At 71.7% G+C, this 25,662-nt stretch carries 23 protein-coding genes; 9 read left to right on the top strand and 14 right to left on the bottom strand.

All coding sequences use genetic code 11. The features are described 5' to 3' along the window. The first annotated feature begins 2 nt into the window (after positions 1 to 2). Positions 3 to 2,456 carry a DEAD/DEAH box helicase gene (locus ACWC1K_RS01615; protein ID WP_450827856.1) on the top strand — a complete coding sequence of 818 codons (2,454 nt, stop codon included), beginning with the start codon at positions 3 to 5 and terminating at the stop codon, positions 2,454 to 2,456. Here the strand turns inward: ACWC1K_RS01615 and ACWC1K_RS01610 are convergent. The 7 genes from ACWC1K_RS01610 to ssd all read right to left on the bottom strand — a co-directional run bounded on the left by ACWC1K_RS01610 (position 2,341) and on the right by ssd (position 7,704). Continuing rightward, on the bottom strand, positions 2,341 to 2,694 hold the full coding sequence (locus ACWC1K_RS01610; RefSeq protein ID WP_450828086.1) for an Rv3654c family TadE-like protein: 354 nt from the start codon (positions 2,692 to 2,694) through the stop codon (positions 2,341 to 2,343). The genes ACWC1K_RS01615 and ACWC1K_RS01610 overlap by 116 nt on opposite strands. A 98-nt stretch (positions 2,695 to 2,792) precedes the next feature. Next, positions 2,793 to 3,158, bottom strand: a complete 366-nt coding sequence (locus ACWC1K_RS01605) for a TadE family type IV pilus minor pilin (protein ID WP_450827854.1) — start codon at positions 3,156 to 3,158, stop codon at positions 2,793 to 2,795. Beyond that, complete coding sequence (locus ACWC1K_RS01600) at positions 3,145 to 3,354, bottom strand: DUF4244 domain-containing protein (RefSeq protein WP_450827852.1); 210 nt, start codon at positions 3,352 to 3,354, stop codon at positions 3,145 to 3,147. Before ACWC1K_RS01600 ends, ACWC1K_RS01605 begins: the two co-directional genes overlap by 14 nt. Before the next feature lie 79 nt (positions 3,355 to 3,433). After that, positions 3,434 to 4,222, bottom strand: coding sequence for a type II secretion system F family protein (locus tag ACWC1K_RS01595; RefSeq protein ID WP_450827850.1), 789 nt, complete (start codon positions 4,220 to 4,222; stop codon positions 3,434 to 3,436). After that, positions 4,219 to 5,079 carry a type II secretion system F family protein gene (locus tag ACWC1K_RS01590; protein ID WP_450827848.1) on the bottom strand — a complete coding sequence of 287 codons (861 nt, stop codon included), beginning with the start codon at positions 5,077 to 5,079 and terminating at the stop codon, positions 4,219 to 4,221. Before ACWC1K_RS01590 ends, ACWC1K_RS01595 begins: the two co-directional genes overlap by 4 nt. Continuing rightward, on the bottom strand, positions 5,072 to 6,250 hold the full coding sequence (locus ACWC1K_RS01585; RefSeq protein WP_450828084.1) for a TadA family conjugal transfer-associated ATPase: 1,179 nt from the start codon (positions 6,248 to 6,250) through the stop codon (positions 5,072 to 5,074). The genes ACWC1K_RS01590 and ACWC1K_RS01585 overlap by 8 nt, the downstream gene beginning before the upstream one ends. A gap of 350 nt (positions 6,251 to 6,600) precedes the next feature. Continuing rightward, entirely contained in the window at positions 6,601 to 7,704 is a 1,104-nt protein-coding gene (gene ssd / locus ACWC1K_RS01580) for a septum site-determining protein Ssd (protein WP_450827846.1), read from the bottom strand. 581 nt (positions 7,705 to 8,285) lie between these two features. Here ssd and ACWC1K_RS01575 point away from each other — a divergent pair. Then, positions 8,286 to 9,131 carry an HAD family hydrolase gene (locus ACWC1K_RS01575; RefSeq protein WP_351472350.1) on the top strand — a complete coding sequence of 282 codons (846 nt, stop codon included), beginning with the start codon at positions 8,286 to 8,288 and terminating at the stop codon, positions 9,129 to 9,131. A 379-nt stretch (positions 9,132 to 9,510) separates the two neighbouring features. Here the strand turns inward: ACWC1K_RS01575 and ACWC1K_RS01570 are convergent, their stop codons facing one another. Then, positions 9,511 to 10,335, bottom strand: coding sequence for an oxidoreductase (locus tag ACWC1K_RS01570; protein ID WP_450827844.1), 825 nt, complete (start codon positions 10,333 to 10,335; stop codon positions 9,511 to 9,513). Positions 10,336 to 10,436: 101 nt separating this feature from the next. Here ACWC1K_RS01570 and ACWC1K_RS01565 point away from each other — a divergent pair, with 101 nt between their 5' ends. Then, a complete protein-coding gene (locus tag ACWC1K_RS01565) occupies positions 10,437 to 11,417 on the top strand; it encodes an ATP-binding protein (RefSeq protein WP_450827842.1) in 981 nt (326 codons plus the stop codon). Between the two features lie 3 nt (positions 11,418 to 11,420). On the opposite strand, the gene ACWC1K_RS01560 is transcribed toward ACWC1K_RS01565, so the two are convergent. Further along, positions 11,421 to 12,692, bottom strand: a complete 1,272-nt coding sequence (locus tag ACWC1K_RS01560) for a hypothetical protein (protein ID WP_450827840.1) — start codon at positions 12,690 to 12,692, stop codon at positions 11,421 to 11,423. A gap of 335 nt (positions 12,693 to 13,027) precedes the next feature. Between ACWC1K_RS01560 and ACWC1K_RS01555 the strand changes: the two genes are divergently transcribed. Further along, on the top strand, positions 13,028 to 15,445 hold the full coding sequence (locus tag ACWC1K_RS01555; protein WP_450827838.1) for a bifunctional SulP family inorganic anion transporter/carbonic anhydrase: 2,418 nt from the start codon (positions 13,028 to 13,030) through the stop codon (positions 15,443 to 15,445). Between the two features lie 66 nt (positions 15,446 to 15,511). Here ACWC1K_RS01555 and ACWC1K_RS01550 read toward each other — a convergent pair whose 3' ends face one another. Further along, positions 15,512 to 16,093: a hypothetical protein gene (locus tag ACWC1K_RS01550; protein WP_450827836.1), complete on the bottom strand. Its 582-nt coding sequence runs from the start codon at positions 16,091 to 16,093 to the stop codon at positions 15,512 to 15,514. Then, a complete protein-coding gene (locus tag ACWC1K_RS01545) occupies positions 16,090 to 16,695 on the bottom strand; it encodes an RNA polymerase sigma factor (protein WP_450827834.1) in 606 nt (201 codons plus the stop codon). The genes ACWC1K_RS01550 and ACWC1K_RS01545 overlap by 4 nt, the downstream gene beginning before the upstream one ends. Positions 16,696 to 16,909: 214 nt before the next feature. Here ACWC1K_RS01545 and acs point away from each other — a divergent pair, with 214 nt between their 5' ends. The 5 genes from acs (at position 16,910) to ACWC1K_RS01520 (ending at position 22,336) form a co-directional block, all read left to right on the top strand. Further along, entirely contained in the window at positions 16,910 to 18,910 is a 2,001-nt protein-coding gene (gene acs / locus ACWC1K_RS01540) for an acetate--CoA ligase (protein ID WP_450827832.1), read from the top strand. A gap of 154 nt (positions 18,911 to 19,064) precedes the next feature. Further along, positions 19,065 to 20,501: a Na+/H+ antiporter NhaA gene (nhaA, locus tag ACWC1K_RS01535; protein ID WP_450827830.1), complete on the top strand. Its 1,437-nt coding sequence runs from the start codon at positions 19,065 to 19,067 to the stop codon at positions 20,499 to 20,501. Between the two features lie 56 nt (positions 20,502 to 20,557). Then, positions 20,558 to 21,061 carry a phage holin family protein gene (locus tag ACWC1K_RS01530; protein WP_450827828.1) on the top strand — a complete coding sequence of 168 codons (504 nt, stop codon included), beginning with the start codon at positions 20,558 to 20,560 and terminating at the stop codon, positions 21,059 to 21,061. After that, the gene (locus tag ACWC1K_RS01525) at positions 21,058 to 22,026 is read left to right on the top strand and encodes an alpha/beta fold hydrolase (protein ID WP_450827826.1); all 969 of its coding nucleotides are present in this window, start codon (positions 21,058 to 21,060) and stop codon (positions 22,024 to 22,026) included. The genes ACWC1K_RS01530 and ACWC1K_RS01525 overlap by 4 nt, the downstream gene beginning before the upstream one ends. Before the next feature lie 127 nt (positions 22,027 to 22,153). Next, on the top strand, positions 22,154 to 22,336 hold the full coding sequence (locus tag ACWC1K_RS01520) for a hypothetical protein (protein WP_450827824.1): 183 nt from the start codon (positions 22,154 to 22,156) through the stop codon (positions 22,334 to 22,336). 26 nt (positions 22,337 to 22,362) lie between these two features. On the opposite strand, the gene ACWC1K_RS01515 is transcribed toward ACWC1K_RS01520, so the two are convergent. The 3 genes from ACWC1K_RS01515 to nth form a co-directional block, all read right to left on the bottom strand. Then, positions 22,363 to 23,562, bottom strand: coding sequence for a MarP family serine protease (locus ACWC1K_RS01515; protein WP_450827822.1), 1,200 nt, complete (start codon positions 23,560 to 23,562; stop codon positions 22,363 to 22,365). Between the two features lie 119 nt (positions 23,563 to 23,681). Continuing rightward, positions 23,682 to 24,377, bottom strand: a complete 696-nt coding sequence (locus ACWC1K_RS01510; RefSeq protein ID WP_351472382.1) for an NUDIX hydrolase — start codon at positions 24,375 to 24,377, stop codon at positions 23,682 to 23,684. Between the two features lie 93 nt (positions 24,378 to 24,470). Beyond that, positions 24,471 to 25,415, bottom strand: a complete 945-nt coding sequence (nth, locus tag ACWC1K_RS01505; protein ID WP_450828082.1) for an endonuclease III — start codon at positions 25,413 to 25,415, stop codon at positions 24,471 to 24,473. Between the last annotated feature and the right edge of the window lie 247 nt (positions 25,416 to 25,662).

Here is a 25,662-nt window from a genome sequence, read left to right as displayed (position 1 = left end):
CGATGGCCAAGAATCACCGATCCGATCGATCCCCGTCGGACCCCGTGTCCCGGCTCGCACCGGGCACGATCCTGGGCCGGCTCGCCTCCGGGCCGAGCCGGGCTTCGCGCATCACTCATACGGAGCACTTGCCCCCGCGCGAGGGCCGCCATGCCGTCTGGCCTGACCGGATTCGCCCGGAGGTCATCGCGGCGGTGCAGGCCTGCGGCATCGAGCACCCCTGGGCCCACCAGGCACGCGCCGCCGAGCACGCGCTGGACGGCGACTCGGTGGTCGTCGCCACGGGCACGGCGTCCGGCAAGTCCCTGGCCTACCTCGTCCCGGTGCTCTCGACGCTCCTGGACGGTTCACAGGCCCCGAACGGCCGCGGGAGCACCGCGCTCTACCTGGCTCCCACCAAGGCTCTTGCGGCGGACCAGTGGCGTTCCGTGAAGGAACTTTCACAACCTCTGGGAAATGCCGTACGTCCTGCGGTGTACGACGGGGACACGCCCTTCGAGGAACGCGAATGGGTCCGCCAGTACGCCAACTACGTCCTGACCAACCCGGACATGTTGCACCGCGGCATCCTCCCGTCCCACCCCCGCTGGTCCTCCTTCCTGAAGTCGCTGAAGTACGTGATCATCGACGAGGTCCACACCTACCGCGGCGTCTTCGGCTCGCACGTCGCCCAGGTGCTGCGCCGCCTGCGCCGCCTCTGCGCCCGCTACGGCGCCTCCCCGGTCTTCCTGCTCGCCTCCGCGACCGCCGCGGAGCCCTCGGTCGCCGCCCGGCGCCTGACCGGCCTCCCGGTGGTCGAGGTGGCCGACGACGCCTCACCGCGCGGTGAACTGGTGTTCGCCCTCTGGGAGCCCCCGCTCACCGAGATGCAGGGCGAGAAGGGTGCACCCGTCCGGCGTACCGCCACCGCCGAGACGGCCGACCTGCTGACCGACCTCACGGTGCAGGGTGTCCGCTCGGTCGCCTTCGTGCGCTCCCGGCGCGGCGCCGAGCTGATCTCGGTGATCGCACAGGAACGTCTCGCCGAGGTCGACCGCTCCCTCGCCCGGCGTGTCGCGGCATACCGAGGCGGCTATCTCCCCGAGGAGCGCCGCGCCCTCGAACAGGCCCTGCACTCCGGCGAACTCCTCGGCCTCGCCGCGACCACCGCGCTCGAACTCGGCATCGACGTCTCGGGGCTGGACGCCGTGGTGATCGCCGGATATCCGGGCACGCGCGCGTCCCTGTGGCAGCAGGCGGGCCGCGCCGGACGCGCCGGGCAGGGGGCCCTGGCCGTCCTGGTCGCCCGCGACGACCCGCTGGACACGTTCCTCGTCCACCACCCCGAGGCCCTCTTCGACCAGCCCGTGGAGTCCACGGTCCTCGACCCCGACAACCCCTACGTCCTGGCCCCGCACCTGTGCGCGGCCGCCGCGGAACTGCCGCTGACGGACGAGGACTTCGAGCTCTTCGGCCCCGCCTGTGAGGAGCTGCTGCCGCAGCTGGAGGCCGCGAAGCTGCTCCGTCGCCGTACGAAGGCCTGGCACTGGACCCGCCGGGAGCGTGCCGCCGACCTCACCGACATCCGCGGCGAGGGCGGCCGGCCGGTCCAGGTCGTCGAGTCCGGCACGGGCCGTCTGCTCGGCACGGTCGACGCGGGCGCCGCCCACACCACCGTCCACGAGGGAGCGGTCCACCTCCACCAGGGACGTACCTACCTCGTGCGTTCCCTGGACCTGGAGGACTCGGTGGCCCTGGTCACGGAGGCGAGCCCCTCGTATTCGACGGTCGCCCGGGACACGACGTCCATCACCGTCCTGGAGACGGACACCGAGATCCCCTGGGGCGACGGGCGGCTGTGCTACGGATCCGTCGAGGTCACCAACCAAGTGGTCTCCTTCCTGCGTCGTCGGCTCATCACCGGGGAAGTGCTCGGCGAGACGAAACTCGACCTCCCTCCCCGTACGCTGCGCACGCGGGCGGTGTGGTGGACGGTCACCGAGGACCAGCTGGACGAGGCCCGGATCGGCCCGGAGATCCTCGGCGGCGCCCTGCACGCCGCCGAGCACGCGTCGATCGGCATGCTGCCCCTCTTCGCGACCTGCGACCGCTGGGACATCGGCGGGGTCTCCGTCCCGCTGCACCCCGACACCCTCCTCCCGACGGTCTTCGTCTACGACGGCCACCCGGGCGGCGCGGGATTCGCCGAGCGCGCCTTCCACACCGCCCGCGCCTGGCTCACCGCGACCCGCCAGGCCATCGGGTCCTGCGAGTGCGAGGCCGGCTGCCCGTCCTGCATCCAGTCCCCCAAGTGCGGCAACGGCAACGATCCGCTGCACAAGAGGGGGGCGGTGCGGCTGCTCACGGTGCTGTTGCGGGGGGCGCCGGAGGAGAAGGCCGGGGAGGACCCGGTGGCGGAGCCCGGTCCGGAGGCACCGTCGGCGTCGGCGGCCCCGCAGGTCCCGCCCGCGCCCTGACCTCCGCCGCGAACGGTCCCCGCCCCGAGGCCGCCGTCACGTCCGAGACCTCACCGACGATCACGCACCGCACCAGCCGGATGCCCTGCGCCCGGGCCACCCGTTCGGCCCGGGCGCAGGCCGTCGCGGTGCCGTCCGCCCAGTGGTCCGCCGCCGCGAGTGCCGCGAGGTCCGCACCGCCGGCCGCACGGTGCCGGACCACGACGGCCTGCCCCAGGGCGAGCACGACCCCGAACACCACGCACAGCACGGTGATCGCACCGAGGCTCCAGACGGTGGCGGAACCGCGGTCCCCGCCCCGGACGACGGCCCACCGGCGGGTGAAGAAGCCGCCGGTCACGGCCCCACCCCCACGGTCTCCTCCGCCGCGGCCACGGCCTCCTCCCGCACGTCGAAGGGCAGACCGCGCAGCAGCGGCGGCCTGGCCGCCACGACCACGCGGACCTGGTCCCCCTCCCGGTCGACCGTGACCTTCGCGCCGCGCGGGGCCGCCTGACGGGCCACTTGGACGACCTTGTCGCCCGGGTCCTGGCGGGCCGCCGCACGCGCCCCGGTGCGCGCCGCGTCCACGCACCGGATCTGTGCGGCCACGACGAGCAGCGCCCACACCAGGGCCATCGCGAACATCACCAGCACGGGCAGCACCATGGCCGACTCCGCCGTCACGAACCCCCCGTCCCCGCCCCGCTCACATCTGCGCATCGAGTGCCCGCTTCACGATGCCCTGCAGCTCCGCGCCGACCTCTCCGCTGGTCACCACCTTGTAGAGGACCACCGCGAACGCCACCGCCGCCACGATCCCCATCGCGTACTCCGAGGTGACCATCCCCGCGTCCCTGCGCGCCGCACGCGCCCTGCACACCAGGGCACGCAGCCGCGCCCGTACCGCTTTGCACATCTCAACCCCCGTGAGGTTCAGTCCTGTTGACCATTCACTGCTCGATGCCGGCGCCCGGGGCGCCGTCCGCTCCGTCCCGTCATCCACCACCCCCTCCCAGCACCCCACCCGCGAGCCCGATCACCACGGGCAGTACGCCGACCGTGATGAAGGCGGGCAGGAAACACAGGCCCACCGGTGCGGTGACCATGACGGCCGCCCGCCGGGCGCGTGCCGTCGCGGTGCGGGACCGGTCGGCGCGGACGTCCGCCGCGAGCCGTGCGACCGGTGCGGCGGCGGGGAGACCGGACACGTCGGCCCGTTCCAGCAGCCGGGCCAGGGCCTCGGCACCCGGCAGCGCGGCCAGCCGCCGCCAGGCCTCTGCCGGTTCGCCGCCGAGCCGCACCTCGGCCGCGCCCCGCGCCAACGCCTCCCCGACAGGACCGCCCAGGGCTTCGCCCACGGCCTGCGCCGCGACCACGGGCCCCGCACCGGCGGCGATGCACGCGGCCACCAGATCGGCCGAGAGCGGGAGTTGACGAGCCGCCTCCGCCGGGTCGCAGGCCTCCGCGTCGCTCCCGGCCGGCTGCCGGCCACGCCACCACCACAGCCCGCCCGCGACGGCCAGCCCCACCACGACTCCTGCAAGGTCGCCGACCAGGACCCATCCGGCACCCACCACGCCCACCGCGGGCAGCCACCGCCGCGCCGCATTCCGTGCCTCGAAACGCGGCCGGCCCCGCGTCACCCCGGCACCGTCCACCAGCCCGGCCAGCCGCCTGCGCACTCTCCGCTCACGCCGTACGGCCTCCAGCCGGCGCAGCAGCCACCCGAGGACGAGCAACATCCCCACGGCCGCCCCCAGCCTGTGGACAACTTCCGTGCTCACGCCGCCTCCGCTCCTCGCACGATCCACATCGCCCACCACATCCCGAGGCCCTCCAGCAGACCGCCGACCAGCAGGCAGCCGAGCCCCGCCCCGGTGTGCAGCAGCACGTGCAGGGGGTCGGCCCCGAGGGCGGTCCCCAGGGCGAGACCCAAGGCCGGCAGTCCCGCCAGCATCACCGCCGTGGACTTCGCCCCCGCCAACTGGGCGCGCAGATCCGCGCGTTGGTCCCGTTCGGCCCGCAACGCCCCTTCGAGCCGGTCGAGCCCGGCGGCGAGGCCCGCGCCCTGGTCCACGGCCACCCGCCAGCACGCGGCGAGGCCCAGCAGTCCCTCGGCGCCCGGCTGCCGTGCCGCCGCCGCGAGCGCGTCCGGGACGTCGCCGCCGAACCGCGCAGCCGCCAGCACGGCAGCCTGCGCGTCCCCGAGCCCGCCGGAGTCCCGCGCGGCACGCGGCAGCGCATCTCCCGGCTGCCGCCCGGCCCGCACCTCCCCGGCCAGCGCCCCGCACAGCGCGATCACCCCGTCCCCGCGGAGCTCCCGGTCCCGCCGGGCCTCCCCGGCCAGCCGCATACGCCGCAGCAACGGCACCCCGGCCGCCCCCGCGACGACCGGCAGCACCGACGCACCCAGCACCGCGAGCACCGCCCCGACGGCCGCCGCCCACCACTCGGGCCGCAGCCGCCCGCGGATCCGCCGCAGCCCTCCGGCGACCTCCCGCCAGGCCGGCGGCCCGGTGCTCACCACCCCGCCGCCCGCGAGCAGCAGCTGCGCCCGCCGCGCCCCGGAGTGCCACCCGCCCATCAGCAGGGCCGCCGCGCCGACGCACAGCACGCCCGCTCCCATCGCCGTCTCACCCATGACGTCCCCCTTCGAAGGTCTTGCCGGACCCGCTGTGGAGCAGCTCCCGCAGCCGCTCCCAGCCCCGCTCGTGCACGAACGCCTCCGCCCCCCACCGCAGCGCCGGCACCGTCCGCACCAGCCCCGACGGTTCCCGCTCCAGTACGTGCACCTCGGCGATGCGCCGCCGTCCGGTCCGGTCCCGCACGAGATGCAGGACCACCGACAACGCCGCCGCCAACTGGCTGTGCAGCGCGGCCCGGTCGAGCCCGGCCGCCGTACCGAGTGCCTCCAGCCGGGCCGGTACGCCGGAGGCGGCATTCGCGTGGACGGTGCCGCAGCCGCCCTCGTGGCCGGTGTTCAACGCGGCCAGCAGATGCACCACTTCGGGGCCGCGCACCTCGCCCACGACCAGCCGGTCCGGCCGCATCCGCAGTGCCTGCCGTACCAGGTCCTGGAGCGTGACGAGGCCCGCGCCCTCCTGGTTGGCGGGTCTGGTCTCCAGCCGTACGACGTGCGGATGGTCCGGTCGCAGCTCCGCGGAGTCCTCGGCGAGCACGATCCGCTCGCCGCGTCCGACCAGTCCCAGCAGCGCGCTCAGCAGAGTCGTCTTGCCGCTGCCCGTCCCGCCGCTGACGAGGAAGGACAGCCGTGCGTCGAGCAGTGCCCGCAGCACGCGGCCACCGCCCGGCGGCACCGTGCCCGCCGCGACCAGCTCGTCGAGCGTGAACGCCCGGGGCCGTACGACGCGCAGCGACAGACAGGTGCAGCCGACGGCCACCGGCGGCAGCACCGCATGCAGCCGCGTCCCGTCGGGCAGCCGCGCGTCGGCCCACGGCCGTGCGTCGTCGAGCCGCCGCCCGGCCACCGCGGCCAGGCGCTGCGCGAGACGTCGTACGGCGGCCGCGTCCGGGAAGGACACCGACGTCAGCTCCAGTCCGCCGCCCCGGTCGACCCAGACCCGGTCCGGGGCGGACACCAGCACATCGGTGACCGACGGATCGACGAGCAGTGGTTCCAGAGGTCCGCTGCCGACCAGTTCGGACCGCAACTGCTCGGCCGCGCCGAGGATTTCGGCATCTCCGAGGACCCGCCCCTGCTCCCGCAGGGCCTGCGCCACGCGCGCGGGGGTCGGCTCGGCCCCGCTCTCCACCAGCCACTGCCGTACGCCGTCCAGGAGACCGGAGGGCATCTGCGCGGCCACGGCCGCGGATGCCGAACCGCCGCCCGCTCGCCACAGCCCCGTCGAGCCGGGGCGCGGCACATCCAGCCGCTCAGCCGTCTGGGAGGACACACGCGCCCCAGCCCGCGGCGGCACGCGCGGCGTGTCGGCGCCCGGCCGCGGCTGCCCCGCCATGCCAGGCCCCGGCACATCACCCGGACCCGACCCCTCATCCAGCCGCCGAGCCGTCTCCGGCGACACACGCGTCGCGGCCCACGACGGCACACGCGGTCTGTCGCGCGGCCGCCGCACCGCTCCGGAAGCCCCTCGCGCCGGAGCGATCCCCGCGCCGGCCGTCCCTTCGCCTCCCGTATACGTGCTCATGCGCTCCCCGCCTCCGTCAGCGCCCGCTCCCAGAACTCCTTGCAGAAGCGCGCCAGGGGCCCGCGGCCGTCCGCGGCGGGCGGCCTCCTGCCCTCCCCCGGGCGCAGCAGCCCCGACTCCACGGGCAGCTCGCCGGCCAGGGGCAGTCCGAGCAGCCGGGCCACCTCGCGGTCGTCCAGTCCCGGCGCATACGGCCCTCGTACCGCGACCCGCAGATCGCGCACCACCATGCCGACGGCGGACGCCACCCGCCCGGCCGCAGCGACGGCACGCAGTTCGCCGGGCGCGACCAGGAGCCCGAGATCGAGCTGGGCGAGCGCCTCGGCGACCCCGTCGTCGATGCGGCGCGGCAGATCGACGACGACGGTGCCGCCCCGCCGCCTGGCCGCCGCGAGTACGGCCCGTACGGCCTGGGCCGGGACGGCGATGCGGTCGCCGCGGTCCCAGCTGAGCACCCGCAGGGAGTGGAGCTGCGGCAGCGACTCCTCCAGGGCCCCGCCGCCGACCCGGCCGCGGGAGGCGGCGAAGGCGGGCCAGCGCAGTCCCTCGGCGCTCTCGCCGCCGAGCAGTACGTCGAGTCCGCCGCCCAGCGGATCGGCGTCCACGAGCAGGGTGCGCAGCCCCTCGCGGGCGGAGGTGACGGCGAGGGCGCACGCGAGCGTGGACGCCCCGGCCCCGCCGCGGCCCCCGATGACGCCGACGGTGAGCGCGGGCCGGCCCACGCCCTCGGCCACATCGGCGATGCGGTCGACCAGCCACTGTTCGCCGTCCGGCAGCACCAGCACGTGGTCGGCGCCGATCTCCACGGCCCGGCGCCAGACCCCGGAGTCGTCCTGGTCGCGGCCGACCAGCACCACTCCTCGTCTGCGGGCGGCTCCGCGCAGCCGCCGCGCGGCGTCGTCGCCGACCAGGACGAGCGGTGCGGCCTCCCAGCCGCCCGCGCGCTCCGGCACCGAGTGGTGGACCTCGGGTGTCGCTCCTGCCGCGGCGCACAGGCGCAGCAGGTCGTCGAGGAGTTCGACGTCCTCCGTGACGATCAGTGGTCCTGCCTGCCGCCCCGAGGCGGCGGGCGGCGGTTCATGTGTGACGGCTCCGGCCACGGTCCGACTCCCCCTTCGCTGCATCTCTCGCGCAGCCCCTGCGGCCCCGCGATTCCCAAACGTGTGAAGAACCGGCAACCGGTCTCCATATGAGCGGCCGATACGAACCGGCCAAACCCGCCCGACAAACCGGAACCGGTCTTGAACTCGGCGCGAGCGGGACGCGTTTGAATCACGGTGCAGCGATCCCGGAAATCTTGCGGATCATGCTCGATAACTGTGGACAAGTCGGTGGTTGTGAATAAAGCCATCACCCATACCGGTGACCCCTGCGCCCACCCGTGCGTGCCTTCCACAGAGCAGCCCGACGGCTACACACAGTGACGGATCATGGGCATGCAGAAGTGGCGGCCGCAGCCGCCTCATCACGGCCGTACAGCCGCGCCAGGAGGTGAAGAGAGCGGAAAAACCCGCCCGGACATGCGACGACCCCCACCGGGGGGGAGAGTGGGGGTCGTCTCCACGGCCGACTCGGGGGGGGAGGAGCCGGACCGGGTTAGCACGGTCGCGAACGATCCGTGACTTCCATGGTGTACCCGAGACCCTTCTCAGGCAAACCCACGCGCCCCACCTTACGCCGAATGGGCTGCGCCTATGCTCGGGGCGTGGAAAACCACTCCTTGCCCCGCACAGCGGCCTTCTTTGACCTGGACAAGACGGTCATTGCGAAGTCGAGCACGCTCACGTTCAGCAAGTCGTTCTACCAAGGCGGCCTGATCAACCGCCGGGCCGCCTTGCGTACCGCATATGCCCAGTTCGTCTTCCTCATCGGCGGCATGGACCACGACCAGATGGAGCGGACGCGCGAGTACCTGTCCTCGCTCGTCCGCGGCTGGAACGTCCAGCAGGTCAAGGAGATAGTCGCCGAGACCCTGCACGACCTGATCGACCCGATCATCTACGACGAGGCCGCGTCCCTCATCGAGGAGCACCACACCGCCGGCCGCGACGTCGTCATCGTGTCGACGTCGGGGGCGGAGGTGGTGGAGCCGATCGGCGAGCTGCTCGGGGCGGACCGCGTGGTGGCGACGCGCATGGTCGTGGGCGAGGACGGCTGCTACACCGGCGAGGTGGAGTACTACGCGTACGGCCCGACGAAGGCCGAGGCGATCAAGGAACTGGCCCGGTCCGAGGGGTACGACCTCGACCGCTGCTACGCCTACAGCGACTCGGTGACCGACCTGCCGATGCTGCGGGAGGTCGGCCTTCCGCACGCCGTGAACCCGGACCGCGCGCTGCGCCGCGAGGCACTCGCGCGCGGGTGGCCGATTCTCGATTTCCACCGGCCGGTCCGGCTCAAGCAGCGGATCCCCGCATTCTCCGTACCGCCGCGCCCGGCCCTCGTCGCGGCCGCTGCAATTGGCGCCGCGGCGGCCACCGCGGGCCTTGTCTGGTACGCCAGTCGGCGGCGGGCAGCGATCGTCTGACCTGGCGGTTCGCCGGCAGCAGGAATCTGTTCGACATCCCGGCGCCCGTTTACAGCCTATTTGAGACCAAAAGTAAAGAAGTACAGCCAGGGCTTCCGCTTGCTTCGGACCTGGAGTACAAAGGGGTTAACGGCCCGCGAGACCAAGGACATCCGAAAGGATCACCTTAATAACGCATTTGGCCCCACGGACCGAAGCATGAACACCGGGCACCCACGCGACGTCGACCCGTCGATTACGGGCCAGCCACACCAGGTCACGGGCAAAGTTCCCGGCCTGATGGGCAACATATCGAGGACGCTTGGTAACTCGGTGAGCATGCCAGCGGCGGTACGAATCCTCGTACCGCCGCAACCCTTTTCCGGACCTGCCGAGCTTCCTACGCCGCCCCGCGCTGCAGCGCCTCGCACACGGCCGTCGACTCGCGCGCCCCCAGCTCCACCGCCCTGCCGCAGTGGGCGATCCAGGCGGCCATGCCGTCCGGCGTACCGGAGACGTACCCCTCCAGCGCGGCCAGATAGGCGGCGCGCCCCAGCTCGGCGTGCCCGACCTCGGCCGGGCAGACGGACTTCGGGTCGAGGCCGCTGCCCACCAGGACGATGCGCTCGGCGGTGCGCGCGACCAGGCCGTTGTGGGACGCGAAGGGGCGCAGCGCCAGGAGTTCGCCGTGGACGACGGCGGCCGTCACCAGGGCGGGCGCGGAGCTGCCGGTGATGATCAGCTCCGCGAGGCCCTCCAGTCGGCCGTGCACCTCGTCGGCGCCCGGCAGCGGCAGCTCGATCAGCGGCTCGTCGACCGGCTCGCCCGCCAGCCGCGGCCGCCCGACCTCGTCCCCGTTGGTGGCGGCGGCCACCAGGTGCAGCCGGGCGAGCACCCTCAGGGGCGACTGCCGCCACACGGAGAGCAGTTGGCCCGCCTCCGCGGTCAGCCTCAGGGCCGCGCCCATCACGCGCGCGTCGTCGTCACCGCTGAAGTCGGTGCGCCGGCGTACCTCTTCCAGCGCCCAGTCGGCGCCGGACAGCGCGGCGGAACCGCGGGCACCGCGCAGCGCCGCCTCGGAGGTGATCTCGTTGCTGCGGCGCCGCATGACCCGGTGCCCGTAGACCCGGTCCACGGCCTTGCGCACGGATTCCACGGACTCGGCCACCCCGGGCAGCGAGCCCAGGGCCGCGAGCGGATCGGCGTTCGCGCCTGTCGTACTCATGAGTACGACACTAGCCACCCCCGGGGCGCGCCCCACGATTGAGTGGTCTTCTTCACGCCCGTCTGCCACATACAGCTATCACCCCATTACCCTTGGTGAACATGAAAATTGCTTTCGTCGGGAAGGGCGGCAGCGGCAAGACGACCCTGTCCTCCCTGTTCATCCGCCATCTCGCGGCAACCGGAGCGCCGGTCCTCGCCGTGGACGCGGACATCAACCAGCACCTGGGCGCCGCGCTGGGCCTCGACGAGGCGGAGGCCGCCGCGCTGCCGGCGATGGGCGAGAGGCTGTCGCTGATCAAGGACCATCTGCGCGGCTGCAACCCGCGTATCACCTCCGCCGAGACGATGATCAAGACCACCCCGCCCGGCGAGGGCTCGCGGCTGCTGCGGGTGTGCGAGGACAACCCGGTCTACGAGGCCTGTGCCCGGCCGGTGGAACTCGAGGGCGGCGCCGTCCGTTTGATGGTCACCGGCCCCTTCACCGACGCCGACCTGGGGGTCGCCTGCTACCACTCCAAGACGGGAGCGGTGGAGCTGTGCCTGAACCACCTGGTGGACGGGCAGGGCGAGTACGTCGTGGTGGACATGACGGCGGGCTCGGACTCCTTCGCCTCCGGCATGTTCACCCGCTTCGACATCACGTTCCTCGTCGCCGAGCCGACCCGGAAGGGGGTCTCCGTCTATCGCCAGTACAAGGAGTACGCCCGTGACTACGGCGTCGTCCTGAAAGTCGTCGGCAACAAGGTGCAGGGGCCGGACGACCTCGACTTCCTCCGCGCCGAGGTCGGGGACGACCTGCTGATGACCGTCGGGCACTCGGACTGGGTGCGCGCCATGGAGAAGGGCCAGCCGCTCAGGTTCGAGTTCCTGGAGGACGCCAACCGCCGTGCCCTGCGCGCCCTCCAGGTCGCCACCGACGCGACGTACGAGCTGCGCGACTGGGAGCGCTACACGCGGCAGATGGTGCACTTCCACCTGAAGAACGCGGCCTCGTGGGGTGATGCCCGCACCGGGGCCGACCTGGCCGCGCAGGTCGACCCCGGGTTCGTGCTCGGTGAGGGTGTCGCCGCCTCCGCCTGACGGCTACTGCTCGGCGGCCGGCGCCCCGGGAACGCCCTTCGGGGCCGGGGCCGGGTGGCCCGACAGGAAGGCCGCCCAGCCCTCCTTGGGCGCCTGGCCCACCTTCAGGGTGCGCAGTTTCGCCAGCGTGTGCGGGTCCTGGGCGTCCAGCCAGTCGGCCAGCTGATGGAAGGACACACAGCGCACGTCGGGCTTGTTGCAGACCTTCTCGACGACCTCGTCGACAGCCCTCATGTAGGTGCCGCCGTTCCAGGACTCGAAGTGGTTGCCGATGACCAGGGGCGCGCGGTTGCCCTTATAGGCGCGGCGGAAGCCCTTGAGCAGGCCGTCGCGCATCTGGTCGCCCCAGTAGTCGAACTTGTCGGGGTCGCCCTGGGTCTGCGTGCCGGACTGGTTGACCATGAAGTTGTAGTCCATGGTGAGCTGCTCGTAGGAGTGCCCGGGGAAGGGCACGAGCTGCATCGACAGGTCCCACAGCCCTTCCCTCTTCTTCGGCCAGACCTGGTCGTTGACCCCGCTGGTGTCGTAGCGGAAGCCGAGGCGGCTCGCGGCCTTCACGAAGTTCTTCTGGCCCTCCAGACAGGGCGTGCGCGCGCCGATGAGCTCCTTGTCGTAGTCGAAGGGCAGCGGCGCCGCCTTCTCCATGCCGGAGTTGGTCTTCCAGCTCTGCACGAACTTCTTGGCCTGTGCGATCTCGCTCATCCACTGCGCGACCGACCACTCGCCGACGCCGCCGTTCCTCCCGCAGAAGTGGCCGTTGAAGTGGGTGCCGATCTCGTTGCCCTCCAGCCACGCCAGGCGCAGCTGCTTCACGGTGTCGGCGATGCCCTGCTCGTCGTTGAAGCCGATGTCCGAGCTGCCCGGCGAGTGCTCCGGGGGCTTGTAGAGGTCGCGTTTCTCCTCCGGCAGCATGTACACGCCGCTGAGAAAGTACGTCATGGTCGCGTGGTTGGCCTTGGAGAGCTTGCGGAAGTGGGAGAACAGCTTCTGGCTGTCCTCGCCGGCGCCGTCCCAGGAGAAGACGACGAACTGCGGGGGCTTCTGGCCGGGCCGCAGACGCTCGGGTCTGGGCAGGTGCGGCTGGGCTCCGGTGTACGCGGTGGAGCCGTCGCCGATCAGGCGGACCACGCTCCCCTTCGCATGGACCGGACGGACCTTCTGCGGACCGAGAGCACCTGCCTTGGGACCGTTGGAGCCGATCGCACAGCCGGCGACCCATGCGGCACAGGACGCGGTGATCACGACGCCCACGGCGATCCTCTGGGTGGCGGTCATGTTCCGCTCACCTTCTTCCTTCTCTCAGGCCAACGCCGATGAGGGCGTTTTCTGGTGGTATGCCGGGCCAGCCCGACAGCGCCGCCAAGGTCGCACGGGGCCGAGAAGGAATTAGTACGACAAGCCGATGAAATGACCGCTTCACTCATTAGAGTGAGCAATTACCCCATTTGCCAGGAAAGTCTATGCCTGGCCTTTACTCTGAATTACGATCCATTTACCGAGCGTTGATTCATCCCGCCGCTGCACGCCGTGACCCATGGCCGCGTCCTGACCCCCGCCCATCAACGGGGACGACCTGATCCGCGACCGCGCTGCCCGGAGGAGACGGGAACATGTCAGCCTGCGCCCCCACCCGCGCCACCGACCCGAGTCGGACCCGGTCCGACCACCGACCCCACAGCCCACCGCCGGGCCCGCGCCGCCGCTTCCGCATCGCGGGCGCCGACGTGTCGGCCGCGGTCGCGGTCTTCCTGATCGCGCTCCCGCTGTCGCTGGGCATCGCCCTCGCCACCGGCGCCCCGCTCCAGGCCGGCCTGGTGGCCGCCGGGGTCGGCGGGCTCGTCGCCGGCCGGATCGGCGGCTGTCCGCTGCAGGTCAGCGGCCCGGCCGCGGGACTCACCGTCGTCACCGCCGACCTCATCCACCGCTACGGCTGGCGTACGACCTGCGCCATTACGGTCCTCGCCGGCCTGGCCCAACTGGGCCTCGGCTGCCTGCGCGTGGCCCGCTCCGCGCTCGCCGTCAGCCCCGCCATCGTGCACGGCATGCTCGCCGGAATCGGCGTCACCATCGCCGTCGCTCAGCTGCACATCGTCCTCGGCGGCACCCCGCAGAGCTCCGTCCTCGCCAACCTCCGGGCCCTGCCCGCCCAGCTGGCGAACCTGCACCCCGCCGCCGCGACCGTCAGCGTGCTGACCCTGACCCTGCTGCTGCTCTGGCCGCGGATCCCCGGCCGGGCGGGACGCCTGCTGCGCAGGATCCCGGCCGCGCTCGTCGCCGTGGCCGGCGCCACCACGGCCGCCTCGCTCTCGGGGGTCGGCGTGCCCAAGGTCGACCTGCCGTCGTGGAGCAGCCACGCCCTGGCCGGTCTTCCCGAGGGCCCCGCGCTCGGCCTGGCCACGGCCGTGCTGACCACCACGCTGGTGTGCAGCGTGCAGTCCCTGCTCGGCGCGGTCGCCGTGGACAAGCTGGTGGCCGCAAGACCCGGCCTGACCGCCCGCGTCAAACGCGCCGACCTGGACCGCGAACTGCTCGGGCAGGGCGCCGCCAACATCGTCTCCGGCGCGCTCGGCGGACTGCCGGTCGCCGGTGTCGCGGTGAGAAGTTCGGCGAATGTGAACGCGGGGGCGGTGAGCCGGAACTCCACGATGCTGCACGGCGTTCTCGTAGTGATCGCCGCGCTGCTGATGGTCCCGCTTCTGGAGCTCATCCCGCTCGCCTCGCTCGCCGCCCTGGTGATGGCCGTCGGCATCCAGATGGTGTCCCTGCACCACATCCGCACGGTGACCCGCCACCGAGAAGTGCTGGTGTACGCCGTCACCACACTCGGCGTGGTGTTCCTCGGCGTCCTGGAGGGCGTGAGCCTCGGGATCGCCGTGGCCGTCGCCGTCGCCCTGCACCGCCTCGCCCGCACCCGCATCACGCACGAAGAGAAGGAGGGAGTCCACCACGTACATGTCCGAGGGCAGTTGACGTTCCTCGCGGTGCCACGCCTCAGCCGCGCCCTGCATCTCGTACCCCAAGGCGCGCCCGCCGTGGTGGAGTTGGACGGTTCGTTCATGGACCACGCGGCGTACGAGTCACTGCAGGACTGGCAGAACACGCACACCGCGCAGGGCGGCTCCGCCGAGGTGACCGGCCGCCGGACCGGAACCCGGCCCCTCACCGAACCCATGCCGCACGGCGAGGAGCACGGGGAGTCCTCCGTCGGCTGCCGCTGCCGTCCCTGGACGCCGTGGCGCAACCACCAGTGCGAGCGCCCGCAGTCCGCACCGGACACCGGTCACCACGGCGCGCCCGGCGACCGGAGTGGGCCGGACGGGTCCGGTCCCGGCGGCCGGAGCGGGCACCAACTGGCGCGCGGCATCAGCGCGTTCCAGCGCAACACCGCACCGCTCGTGCGCGGTGAGCTGGCCCGGCTCGCGAGGGAGGGGCAGCGGCCGTCCCAGCTCTTCCTCACCTGTGCCGACTCGCGGCTCGTCACGTCCATGATCACCTCCAGCGGACCGGGGGACCTGTTCGTGGTGCGCAACGTGGGCAACCTCGTTCCCCTCCCCGGTGAGGAGAGCGGTGACGACTCGGTGGCGGCCGCGATCGAGTACGCGGTGGACGTGTTGCAGGTGCGGTCCATCACGGTGTGCGGGCACTCCGGGTGCGGGGCCATGCAGGCCCTGCTCGACGCGGAGCCCGGAGGGGCCCGGACGCCGCTGAAGCGGTGGCTGCGGCACGGGCTGCCGAGCCTTGAGCGCATGGCCGACGACAGCAGGCCGTGGGCCAGACTCGCCGGCCGGGCGCCCGCGGATGCGTTGGAGCAGCTCTGTCTGACCAACGTGGTCCAGCAGTTGGAGCATCTGCGGGCACACGACTCGGTGGCCCGGGCGCTGCGCCGACGGGAGTTGGAGCTGCACGGGATGTACTTCCACGTGGGCGAGGCGCAGGCGTATCTGCTCACCGAGGCGGCGGACGCGGGGGTGTTCGACCACGTGACGGATCACATGGTCGACACGGAGGGCCTGCGCAGCCCGGCGTAACCGTCGCAGTCACACCTCACCCGGACGCCCCGCTCGGCGGAGACCGGCCGTCTCCGCCGGGCGGGCCTATGGAGCGGGGACCGGATTGCACGGGGCGACCTCACCGCGGATGAAGGAGAAGCCGGTGACCGGCATGAAACCCCCGTCGGGCTGACGCTGCCCCATCTTCACGACGGCCAAGGAGTCCCCGCGCCGCAGATCGAACACCTCGCTGGGGCCCTCACCGGCATCGGGGCGGCCCGGGACCCCCTTCCCCCGGTCCTCGGCACACTCGTAGCCATTCGGCAGCTTGTCCACGACCACGTGGATGCCGTTCGCTTCCAGCCGGTCGACGAATTCGTCCGGCAGGGTGCCGCCGAGGCCGATGTCGTTCAGGGTGACCGTCACGCTCCCGTCCGCGTGCGAGACCACCGCGTAGGCCGGGCTCTCGGCCGGGGAGCCCGGCATCAGCACCAAGGCGCCCGCGACGGCGGCGCAGGCCAGGGCGACCAGCCCGAGCCTCGGCGCCGTGAGAGCGCCCCGGGCCCCGAGTCGGCGGCGCCCGGAGGACATCGGCGCCGCCTCCGTCGTACCGTCGTCCGTGCGCAGGGCGATCTCGCGGCGCAGTTCCGCCAGCAGCCGGTCCTCGAATGTCGTCCTGGTGGTCATGCCTCTCCCCCGGTTCCTCCGGTGACGTACGACAGGGATGTGGCGCGTGGTCCGTCGGCGGGTTCGTCCGCCGCGCGGCGCAGCGACTTGCGGGCCCGGTGCAGCCGTACGCGGGCCGTGACCTGGGTGATGCCCAGGGCGGCGGCGGTCTCGGGGACCGTCAGCTGGTCGACCACGATCAGCTCCAGAACGGCTCGCTCCCCCGCGGGGAGCCGTTCCAGGGCGGCGAGGGCGCGCCGGCCCGGGGACTCGGCGTCGAGCTTGTCCTCCAGGCGGGCGATGTCGTCCGGCTCCAGCAGCCGCCGTCCCGAGATGCGGCGGTCGCGGGCCGTCTCGCGGGCCACTCGGCGGTGCTCCCCCGCGACGACGTTGCGGGCGATGCCGTAGAGCCAGGCCGTCTCGCTGCCCCGGCCCGGGCGGTAGGTGTGGGCGGAGTCCAGGACCGCGAGGAAGATCTCGGCGGTCAGGTCGGCGACCGTGTGCGGGTCGGCGACACGCCGGGCCACGAAAGATGTCATCGCGTCGACGTGACGCCGGTAGAACTCCTCGAAGAGCTCTGGGTCGCGGACCGCCGCCTGCGGCCTGCCCCGTATCCCTTCCACACATACCTCCTCTGTCAGTGGCGACTTGTCGGTGACGCTTCACCCGTACTTGGACCGGAGTGTGAAAGGCGTTACAGGGACTGAACTCTGCCTGGTCGGCGTCCGTGGGTACGAATGACGTCGGCCGCCGCGAGAGACGCACGAACACCAGTCTCAGAGGTCTAAACCAATATTCCGTCGACCCTTGTCAGCAGGGGCTTCGGTCTGATGAGCTGTGGCCTGGGACACAACGGACACCCTGGGAAAGGGAGATGTCGTGAGCAACGAATCCTTGGCCAACCTGCTCAAGGAAGAGCGCAGGTTCGCGCCGCCCGCAGACCTGGCAGCGAACGCCAACGTCACGGCGGAGGCGTACGAACAGGCCAAGGCTGACAGGCTCGGCTTCTGGGCCGAGCAGGCCCGGCGGCTGACCTGGGCCAAGGAACCGACGGAGACGCTGGACTGGTCGAACCCGCCGTTCGCCAAGTGGTTCAAGGACGGCGAACTCAACGTCGCGTACAACTGCGTGGACCGGCATGTCGAGGCGGGCAACGGCGACCGGGTCGCCATCCACTTCGAGGGCGAGCCCGGCGACAGCCGTGCGATCACCTATGCCGAGCTCAAGGACGAGGTGAGCAAGGCGGCGAACGCGCTGCTGGAGCTGGGCGTTCAGGCGGGCGACCGGGTCGCCGTCTACATGCCGATGATCCCGGAGACGGCGATCGCGATGCTGGCCTGCGCACGGATCGGTGCCGCGCACTCCGTCGTCTTCGGCGGTTTCTCGGCCGACGCGCTCGCCACGCGCATCCAGGACGCCGACGCCAAGGTCGTCATCACCTCCGACGGCGGCTACCGGCGCGGCAAGCCGTCCGCGCTCAAGCCGGCCGTCGACGAGGCGATCGGCAAGGTGGACAACGTGAGCCATGTGCTCGTTGTGCGCCGTACCGGCCAGGAGGTCGCCTGGACCGAGGGCCGCGACGTGTGGTGGGACGAGATCGTCGAGCGGCAGTCGGCCGAGCACACGCCGGAGGCGTTCGAGGCCGAGCACCCGCTGTTCATCCTGTACACCTCCGGCACCACGGGTAAGCCGAAGGGCATCCTGCACACCTCCGGCGGTTACCTCACGCAGACCGCGTACACCCACCACGCCGTCTTCGACCTCAAGCCGGAGACCGACGTGTACTGGTGCACGGCCGACGTCGGCTGGGTCACCGGGCACTCGTACATCGTCTACGGCCCGCTCGCGAACGGCGCGACGCAGGTCATGTACGAGGGCACTCCGGACACCCCGCACCAGGGCCGGTTCTGGGAGATCGTGCAGAAGTACGGGGTGACGATCCTGTACACGGCGCCCACGGCGATCCGCACGTTCATGAAGTGGGGCGACGACATCCCCGCCAAGTTCGACCTCTCCTCCCTCCGTGTCCTCGGCTCGGTGGGTGAGCCGATCAACCCCGAGGCCTGGATCTGGTACCGCAAGAACATCGGCGCGGACCGGACGCCGATCGTGGACACCTGGTGGCAGACCGAGACCGGCGCGATGATGATCTCGCCGCTGCCGGGTGTCACCGCGACCAAGCCGGGCTCCGCGCAGACACCGCTGCCCGGTATCTCCGCGACCGTCGTGGACGACGAGGCGAACGAGGTGCCCAACGGCGGCGGTGGCTACCTGGTCCTCACCGAGCCGTGGCCGTCGATGCTGCGCACCATCTGGGGCGACGACCAGCGCTTCCTCGACACGTACTGGTCGCGGTTCGAGGGCAAGTACTTCGCCGGTGACGGGGCGAAGAAGGACGACGACGGCGACATCTGGCTGCTGGGCCGCGTGGACGACGTCATGCTCGTCTCCGGGCACAACATCTCCACCACCGAGGTCGAGTCCGCGCTGGTGTCCCACCCCTCGGTCGCCGAGGCGGCCGTCGTCGGCGCGGCGGACGAGACGACGGGCCAGGCGATCGTCGCCTTCGTGATCCTGCGCGGCACGGCGAACGCCGAGGACGAGAACCTCGTCGCCGAGCTGCGGGGCCACGTCGGCGCCACCCTCGGCCCGATCGCCAAGCCGAAGCGGATCCTGCCGGTGGCGGAGCTGCCGAAGACCCGCTCCGGCAAGATCATGCGGCGACTGCTGCGGGACGTCGCCGAGAACCGCCAGCTCGGCGATGTGACGACGCTGACCGACTCGACGGTCATGGACCTCATCCAGGCGAAGCTCCCGGCGGCGCCCAGCGAGGACTGACCCCGTAGCCCCTCGGTCCCGAAGGGGCGCCCGGCACGAGAGAGCGCCGGGCGCCCCTTTTAGGTAAACTAAGCAAAACTGCGTGACCCTCAAGGTGTGCCGGGAAGTCTGGTCGGCAAGCAGCACTCCCCTGCCACCGACCGGAGGCCTCCCCGTGACCGCGCCCCGCACCACCGCCCCCCGCAAGGTTCTCGGACGTCTGTCGCTGCCCGAGCGGACCTTCGTCGCGGATGCGCTGCGCACCGAGACCGTCGGCGGGGTACTCCTGCTCATAGCCGCGATCACCGCTCTGATCTGGGCGAACATACCCGCGCTGCACGACAGCTACGAGAGCGTCAGCCACTTCCACTTCGGCCCCGGCGCCCTCGGCCTGCATCTGTCGGTCGCGCACTGGGCCGCAGACGGGCTCCTCGCGGTGTTCTTCTTCGTCGCCGGCATCGAGCTCAAGCGCGAGCTGGTCGCCGGTGATCTCCGCGACCCCAGGGCGGCCGCGCTGCCGGTCGTCGCGGCCCTGTGCGGGATGGCCGTACCGGCGCTCGTCTACACCCTCACCAATCTGAGCGGCGGCGGCTCGCTGCAGGGCTGGGCGGTGCCCACCGCCACCGACATCGCGTTCGCGCTGGCGGTGCTCGCCGTCATCGGTACGTCGCTGCCCAGCGCCCTGCGCGCCTTCCTGCTCACCCTCGCGGTCGTCGACGACCTCTTCGCGATCCTGATCATCGCGGTCTTCTTCACGAGCACCATCAATTTCGCCGCGCTGGGCGGCGCGGTCGTGGGCCTCGCCGTCTTCTGGCTGCTGCTGAGGAAGGGCGTGCGCGGGTGGTACGTGTACATCCCGCTCGCGCTCGTCATCTGGGCGCTGATGTACAACAGCGGCGTCCACGCGACGATCGCGGGCGTGGCGATGGGCCTGATGCTGCGCTGCCACCCCCAGGAGGGCGAGGCGCTGTCCCCGGGCGAGCGCATCGAGCATCTCGTACGGCCCCTGTCGGCAGGCCTCGCCGTCCCCCTCTTCGCCCTGTTCAGCGCCGGTGTCGCCATCTCGGGCGGCGCGCTGGGCGACGTGTTCACCATGCCGGAGACGCTGGGTGTCGTCCTCGGGCTCGTCGTCGGCAAGGCGGTCGGGATCTTCGGCGGTACGTGGCTCACGGCCCGTTTCACCCGGGCCTCGCTCAGCGAGGACCTCGCCTGGGCCGACGTGTTCGCGGTGGCGACGCTGGCCGGCATCGGCTTCACCGTGTCGCTGCTGATCGGCGAACTCGCCTTCGACGGGGACGCCGTACTGACCGACGAGGTCAAGGCCGCCGTACTGACGGGCTCCCTCATCGCCGCGGCCGTGGCGACGGTGCTGCTGAAGATACGGAACGCCAAGTACCGCAGACTGTGCGAGGTCGAGGAGCGCGACGAGGACCTCGACGGCATCCCGGACATCTACGAGGAGGACGATCCGGCGTACCACCTGCGGATGGCCGCGATCTACGAGAAGAAGGCCGCCGAGCACCGCCGGACCGCCGAACGGAAGGCCGCCGAACGACGCGCGCTTGCCGAAGTGCCGGGCGGGGCAGGCGAGGACGACGACCGTCCGGCATGATCTGACGGGACGGTACAAAAGGACCGTACACAAGCAGTAGGACGAGGGAGACCGCGATGAGCGCACCCGACGGCAGCCCGGTCGGCGCCGAACGCAGCATCGGCCAGCTGTTCGCCTCGGCGACGACCGAGATGTCGGCACTGGTGCATGACGAGATCGCGCTGGCCAAGGCGCAGCTCAAGCAGGACGTCAAGCGCGGCGCGACGAGCGGCGGCGCGTTCACGGTGGCCGCCCTGGTGCTCGTGTTCTCCCTGCCGATGCTCAACTTCGCGCTGGCGTACGGCATCCGGACCTGGAGCGGCTGGAACCTCGCCGTCTGCTTCCTGCTGTCCTTCGCGGCGAACGTGCTGGTCGCCGGCTTCCTCGCGCTGATCGGCGTGCTCTTCGCGAAGAAGGCGAAGAAGGGCAAGGGCCCGCAGAAGGTCGCGGCGTCGATGAAGGAGACGGCGGGGGTCCTGCAGAAGGCCAAGCCGCACCCTCGCCCGGAGCAGTCCGAGACCCCGGCGCTCGAGGACCGGGCCCCCGCGGCCATCGAGGCTGTGGCACGCTCGTCCTCATGACGGGCTCCTCCCCCTCCGCGGGGCAATCACCTTCGGCGCAATCCACCTCGGTCGTACGGCCGGACGCCCTGCCCGACGGGACGAAGGTGACCCATCGGGACGTGGCCGCCAACGGCGCCCGCTTCCACATCACCGAGGCCGGCGACGGGCCGCTGGTGCTGCTGCTGCACGGCTTCCCGCAGTTCTGGTGGACCTGGCGGCACCAGCTGACCGCGCTGGCCGACGCGGGCTTCAGGGCCGTCGCCATGGACCTGCGCGGCGTCGGCGGCAGCGACCGCACCCCGCGCGGCTACGACCCCGCGAACCTCGCCCTCGACATCACCGGCGTGATCCGCTCCCTGGGCGAGCCGGACGCCGCGCTGGTCGGGCACGACCTGGGCGGATATCTGGCGTGGACGGCGGCCGTGATGCGCCCGAAGCTGGTCCGGCGGCTCGCGGTCGCCTCGATGCCGCATCCCCGGCGCTGGCGCTCCGCGATGCTCTCGGACGTCAAGCAGACCCGCGCCGGCTCCTACATCTGGGGGTTCCAGCGCCCCTGGATCCCCGAGCGGCAGCTCACCGCGGACGACGGCGCGCTCGTCGCCGAGCTGATCCGGGAGTGGTCCGGGCCGAACCTGCCGGACGAGGAGGCTCTGGACACATACCGCCGCGCGATGTGCATCCCGTCGACGGCGCACTGCTCGGTCGAGCCGTACCGCTGGATGGTCCGCTCCATGGCCCGCCCGGACGGCATCCAGTTCAACCGGCGTATGAAGCGCCCCCTGCGGGTGCCGACCCTCCATCTGCACGGCTCACTCGACCCGGTGATGCGCACCCGCAGCGCGGCCGGATCCGGTGAGTACGTCGAAGCGCCGTACCGCTGGCGGCTGTTCGACGGACTGGGGCACTTCCCGCACGAGGAGGATCCGGTCGTTTTCTCGACAGAACTGGTCAATTGGCTGAAAGACCCCGAGCCCGATCGGTGACCGAGCCGATGCGCCCGGTATCCGGATCTGAACGTGTGTCCTACGAACAGCCAATTGCCTGGCGCATAGGCCAATTGGGGGCGCAGGGGGCGGTTATCGACCTTGGGGCGGGGGCAGACGTCGGGGTATGGGCTGGACGCACGACTACAGTGACGCAGCACGCAATCGCCGCTCGGCCAGTGGCCTGAGCCCCCACCAGCGAGGCGGTGCACCGCAGATGGCGGGCACAGACCTCAAGGTGGGCATTCCGCGCATTCTGCGCCGCCGGGCCCGCTGGGTCTCGGTACGCCTGCGCCATCCCCGAGGCTGACCCGCCTCACGTTCCCCGAACGCGGCTCACAGCGCGCAGCTGTCGCTGTCCACCTGCTGGTTCGCGGTACGCCCCTTGGCGATGTCCTCCTGGATCTCGTCCGCGGTGAGGGCGTACCCCGTGTCGGCGTCGTCGAGGGACTTGGCGAACACCACCCCGTACACATTGCCCTTGGGCGTGAGCAGCGGGCCGCCGGAGTTTCCCTGACGGACGGTCGTGTACAGCGAGTAGACGTCCCGGCGGACGGTACCGCGGTGGTAGATGTCCGGGCCGTTGGCCGGGAGGCGGCCACGCACGCGTGCGGCACGGACGTCGTACGACCCGTTCTCCGGGAAGCCCGCGATGATCGCGTCGTCGCCGCTGCGGGCGTCCGTGGTCGTGAACTTCAGGGCGGGCGCCTTGAGATCGGGTACGTCGAGTACCGCGATGTCGCGGTGCCAGTCGTAGAGGACGACCGTCGCGTCGTACTTCCTGCCCTCGCCGCCGATCTGGACGGTGGGCTCGTCGACGCCTCCGACCACGTGCGCGTTGGTCATGACGCGGCGGTCGCCGAAGACGAAGCCGCTGCCTTCCAGGACCTTGCCGCAGCTCTGCGCGGTGCCCATGACCTTGACGATGGAGCGCTTCGCGCGTGTGACCACGGGGCTGTTCGCGAGGGCCGGGTCAGGGGGACGGACGTCGTTGATCGGCTCGTTCGAGAACGGGCTGAAGACCTGCGGGAAGCCGTTCTGCGCGAGGACCGAGGAGAAGTCCGCGAACCAGGTGTCGGCCTGGTCGGGAAGGGCCCGGGCGACGCCGAGGAGCACCTTGGAGCCGCGGACCTCCTTGCCGAGGGTCGGCAGCGTCGTACCGGCCAGGGCCGAGCCGATCAGCCAGGCCACGAGGAGCATCGCCACGACGTTGACGAGGGCGCCGCCGGTCGCGTCCAGGGCGCGGGCCGGGGACCAGGTGATGTAGCGGCGCAGCTTGTTGCCGAGATGGGTGGTCAGGGCCTGGCCGACCGAGGCGCAGACGATGACGACGACCACGGCGACGACGGCGGCCGTCGTGCTCACCTCGGCGTTGTCGGTCAGCGCGTCCCAGATGACCGGCAGGACGTAGACGGCGACGAGACCGCCGCCCAGGAAGCCGATCACCGACAGGATGCCGACGACGAACCCCTGGCGGTAACCCACGATCGCGAACCACACTGCGGCGACCAGCAACAGGATGTCCAGCACGTTCACCGGTTCGAGCCTCGCCTCATCACTCTGCGGTCACCTCAGGTCGGCCGGGGGCCGGCCCGCTGCGCAGCGGCGACCGATCACAGTGTCCCCCGGGAAGACACAGCACGGCAGACACCCTGTCATGACCGCCAGTCGAGCGGGACCTGCTTCTCCCGGTCCCAGGGCCGCTCCCAGCCCGCGTAGTGGAACAGACGGTCGATGATCCCGGCCGTGAAGCCCCAGACCAGGGCCGATTCGACCAGAAATGCCGGACCTCGGTGACCGCTGGGGTGGACGGTGGTGGCCCGGTTGGCCGGGTCCGTGAGATCCGCCACGGGGACGGTGAACACCCGGGCCGTCTCGTTCGGATCGACGACCCCTACCGGGCTCGGCTCTCGCCACCAGCCCATCACGGGCGTCACCACGAAGCCGCTGACCGGGATGTACAGCCTGGGCAGCACACCGAAGAGCTGCACACCGGAGGGGTCGAGCCCGGTCTCCTCCTCGGCCTCGCGGAGAGCGGCCCGCAGCGGCCCGTCGGCCTTCGGGTCGCCGTCCTCGGGGTCGAGGGCGCCGCCGGGGAAGGACGGCTGCCCGGCGTGCGACCTGAGCGAGCTCGCCCGCTCCATCAGCAGCAGCTCGGGGCCGCGCTCACCCTCCCCGAACAGGATCAGTACGGCGGACTGCCGCCCCGCCCCGTTCTCCGGCGGCAGGAAGCGGCTCAGTTGCAGCGGCTGCACCGTCTCCACGGCCCGCACCACCGGGTCCAGCCACTCGGGCAGCCCCTCCTTGCTGAGCACGACCGGTCCACCCTGCGTATTACTCGCGCGCGTCATCGCCACCCCCGTCCTGCCGAGTCCAACGCCCCGAAGGCGCGAGATCGTTCCTGAACCCGCGCCGTCCGGCCCGGGCCCGTGCTGTGCCGCCCGTCATCCGGCCCCCAGCGGCGGCGCCGGTTTGCCGCCGGCGTCCAGGTACGACTGCGGGGGCTTGAGGCGCTGGCCGGGGAAGCCGCCCTTCTCGTACTTGAGCAGCTTCTTCGCCTTCTCCGGATCCGTCTCGCCCTCGCCGTACGCCGGGCAGAGCGGGGCGATGGGGCAGGCGCCGCAGGCGGGCTTGCGGGCGTGGCAGATGCGGCGGCCGTGGAAGATCACGTGGTGCGAGAGCATCGTCCAGTCGCTCTTCGGGAAGAGCCCGCCGACGGCGGCCTCGATCTTGTCCGGGTCGGTCTCGTCCGTCCACTGCCAGCGCCGCACCAGCCGCTGGAAGTGTGTGTCCACGGTGATGCCGGGCCGCCCGAAGGCGTTGCCGAGCACGACGAAGGCGGTCTTGCGGCCCACACCCGGCAGCTTGACCAGGTCTTCCAGACGGCCGGGGACTTCCCCGCCGAACTGCTCCACCAGCGCCTTCGACAAGCCCATGACCGACTTGGTCTTGGCCCGGAAGAAGCCGGTCGGACGGAGGATCTCCTCGACCTCCTCGGGGTTCGCGGAAGCCAGGTCCTCCGGGGTCGGGTACTTCGCGAACAGCGCGGGCGTCGTCTGGTTGACCCTGAGGTCGGTGGTCTGGGCGGACAGGACGGTGGCGACCACGAGCTGGAAGGGGTTCTCGAAGTCCAGCTCGGGGTGGGCGTACGGATACACCTCGGCGAGTTCGCGGTCGATGCGGCGGGCGCGGCGGACCAGGGCGGTGCGCGACTCGTTCTTCGGCGGCCTGGCGACGGACTTCGCGGGAGGGGCACCCTCGACGGCGGCAGTGGCCTTCTTGGGCGCGACAGTGGCCTTCTTGGGCGCGACGGCAGCTTTCTTGACGGCCGCCGTTCTTTTCGCGGCCGTCTTTTTCACCGCGGGCTTCTTCGCGGCGGCCTTCTTCACTGGGGCCGCCTTCTTCACCGCAGCGCTTTTCGTCACTTTTGCCGGTTTCTTTCCGCCACCGGAGTTCTGTTCGCCCACAGCGGAATCACGACGTACAACCACCCGCCCAGCCCCCTTGGCCTGTGCTCTCACCGGCGATTTGGACACCCGGCCAGCCTAAAGCCCGGCACTGACATCCGCCCCGGACCCGGGAGATCGGCCCCCAATTGGACCCCTGCCGCTTACCTCGGGACAGGTGTGCGGCATC

The organism is Streptomyces sp. NPDC001492 (genome assembly GCF_053597275.1).
This window is presented reverse-complemented; position numbering and strand designations above follow the sequence as displayed.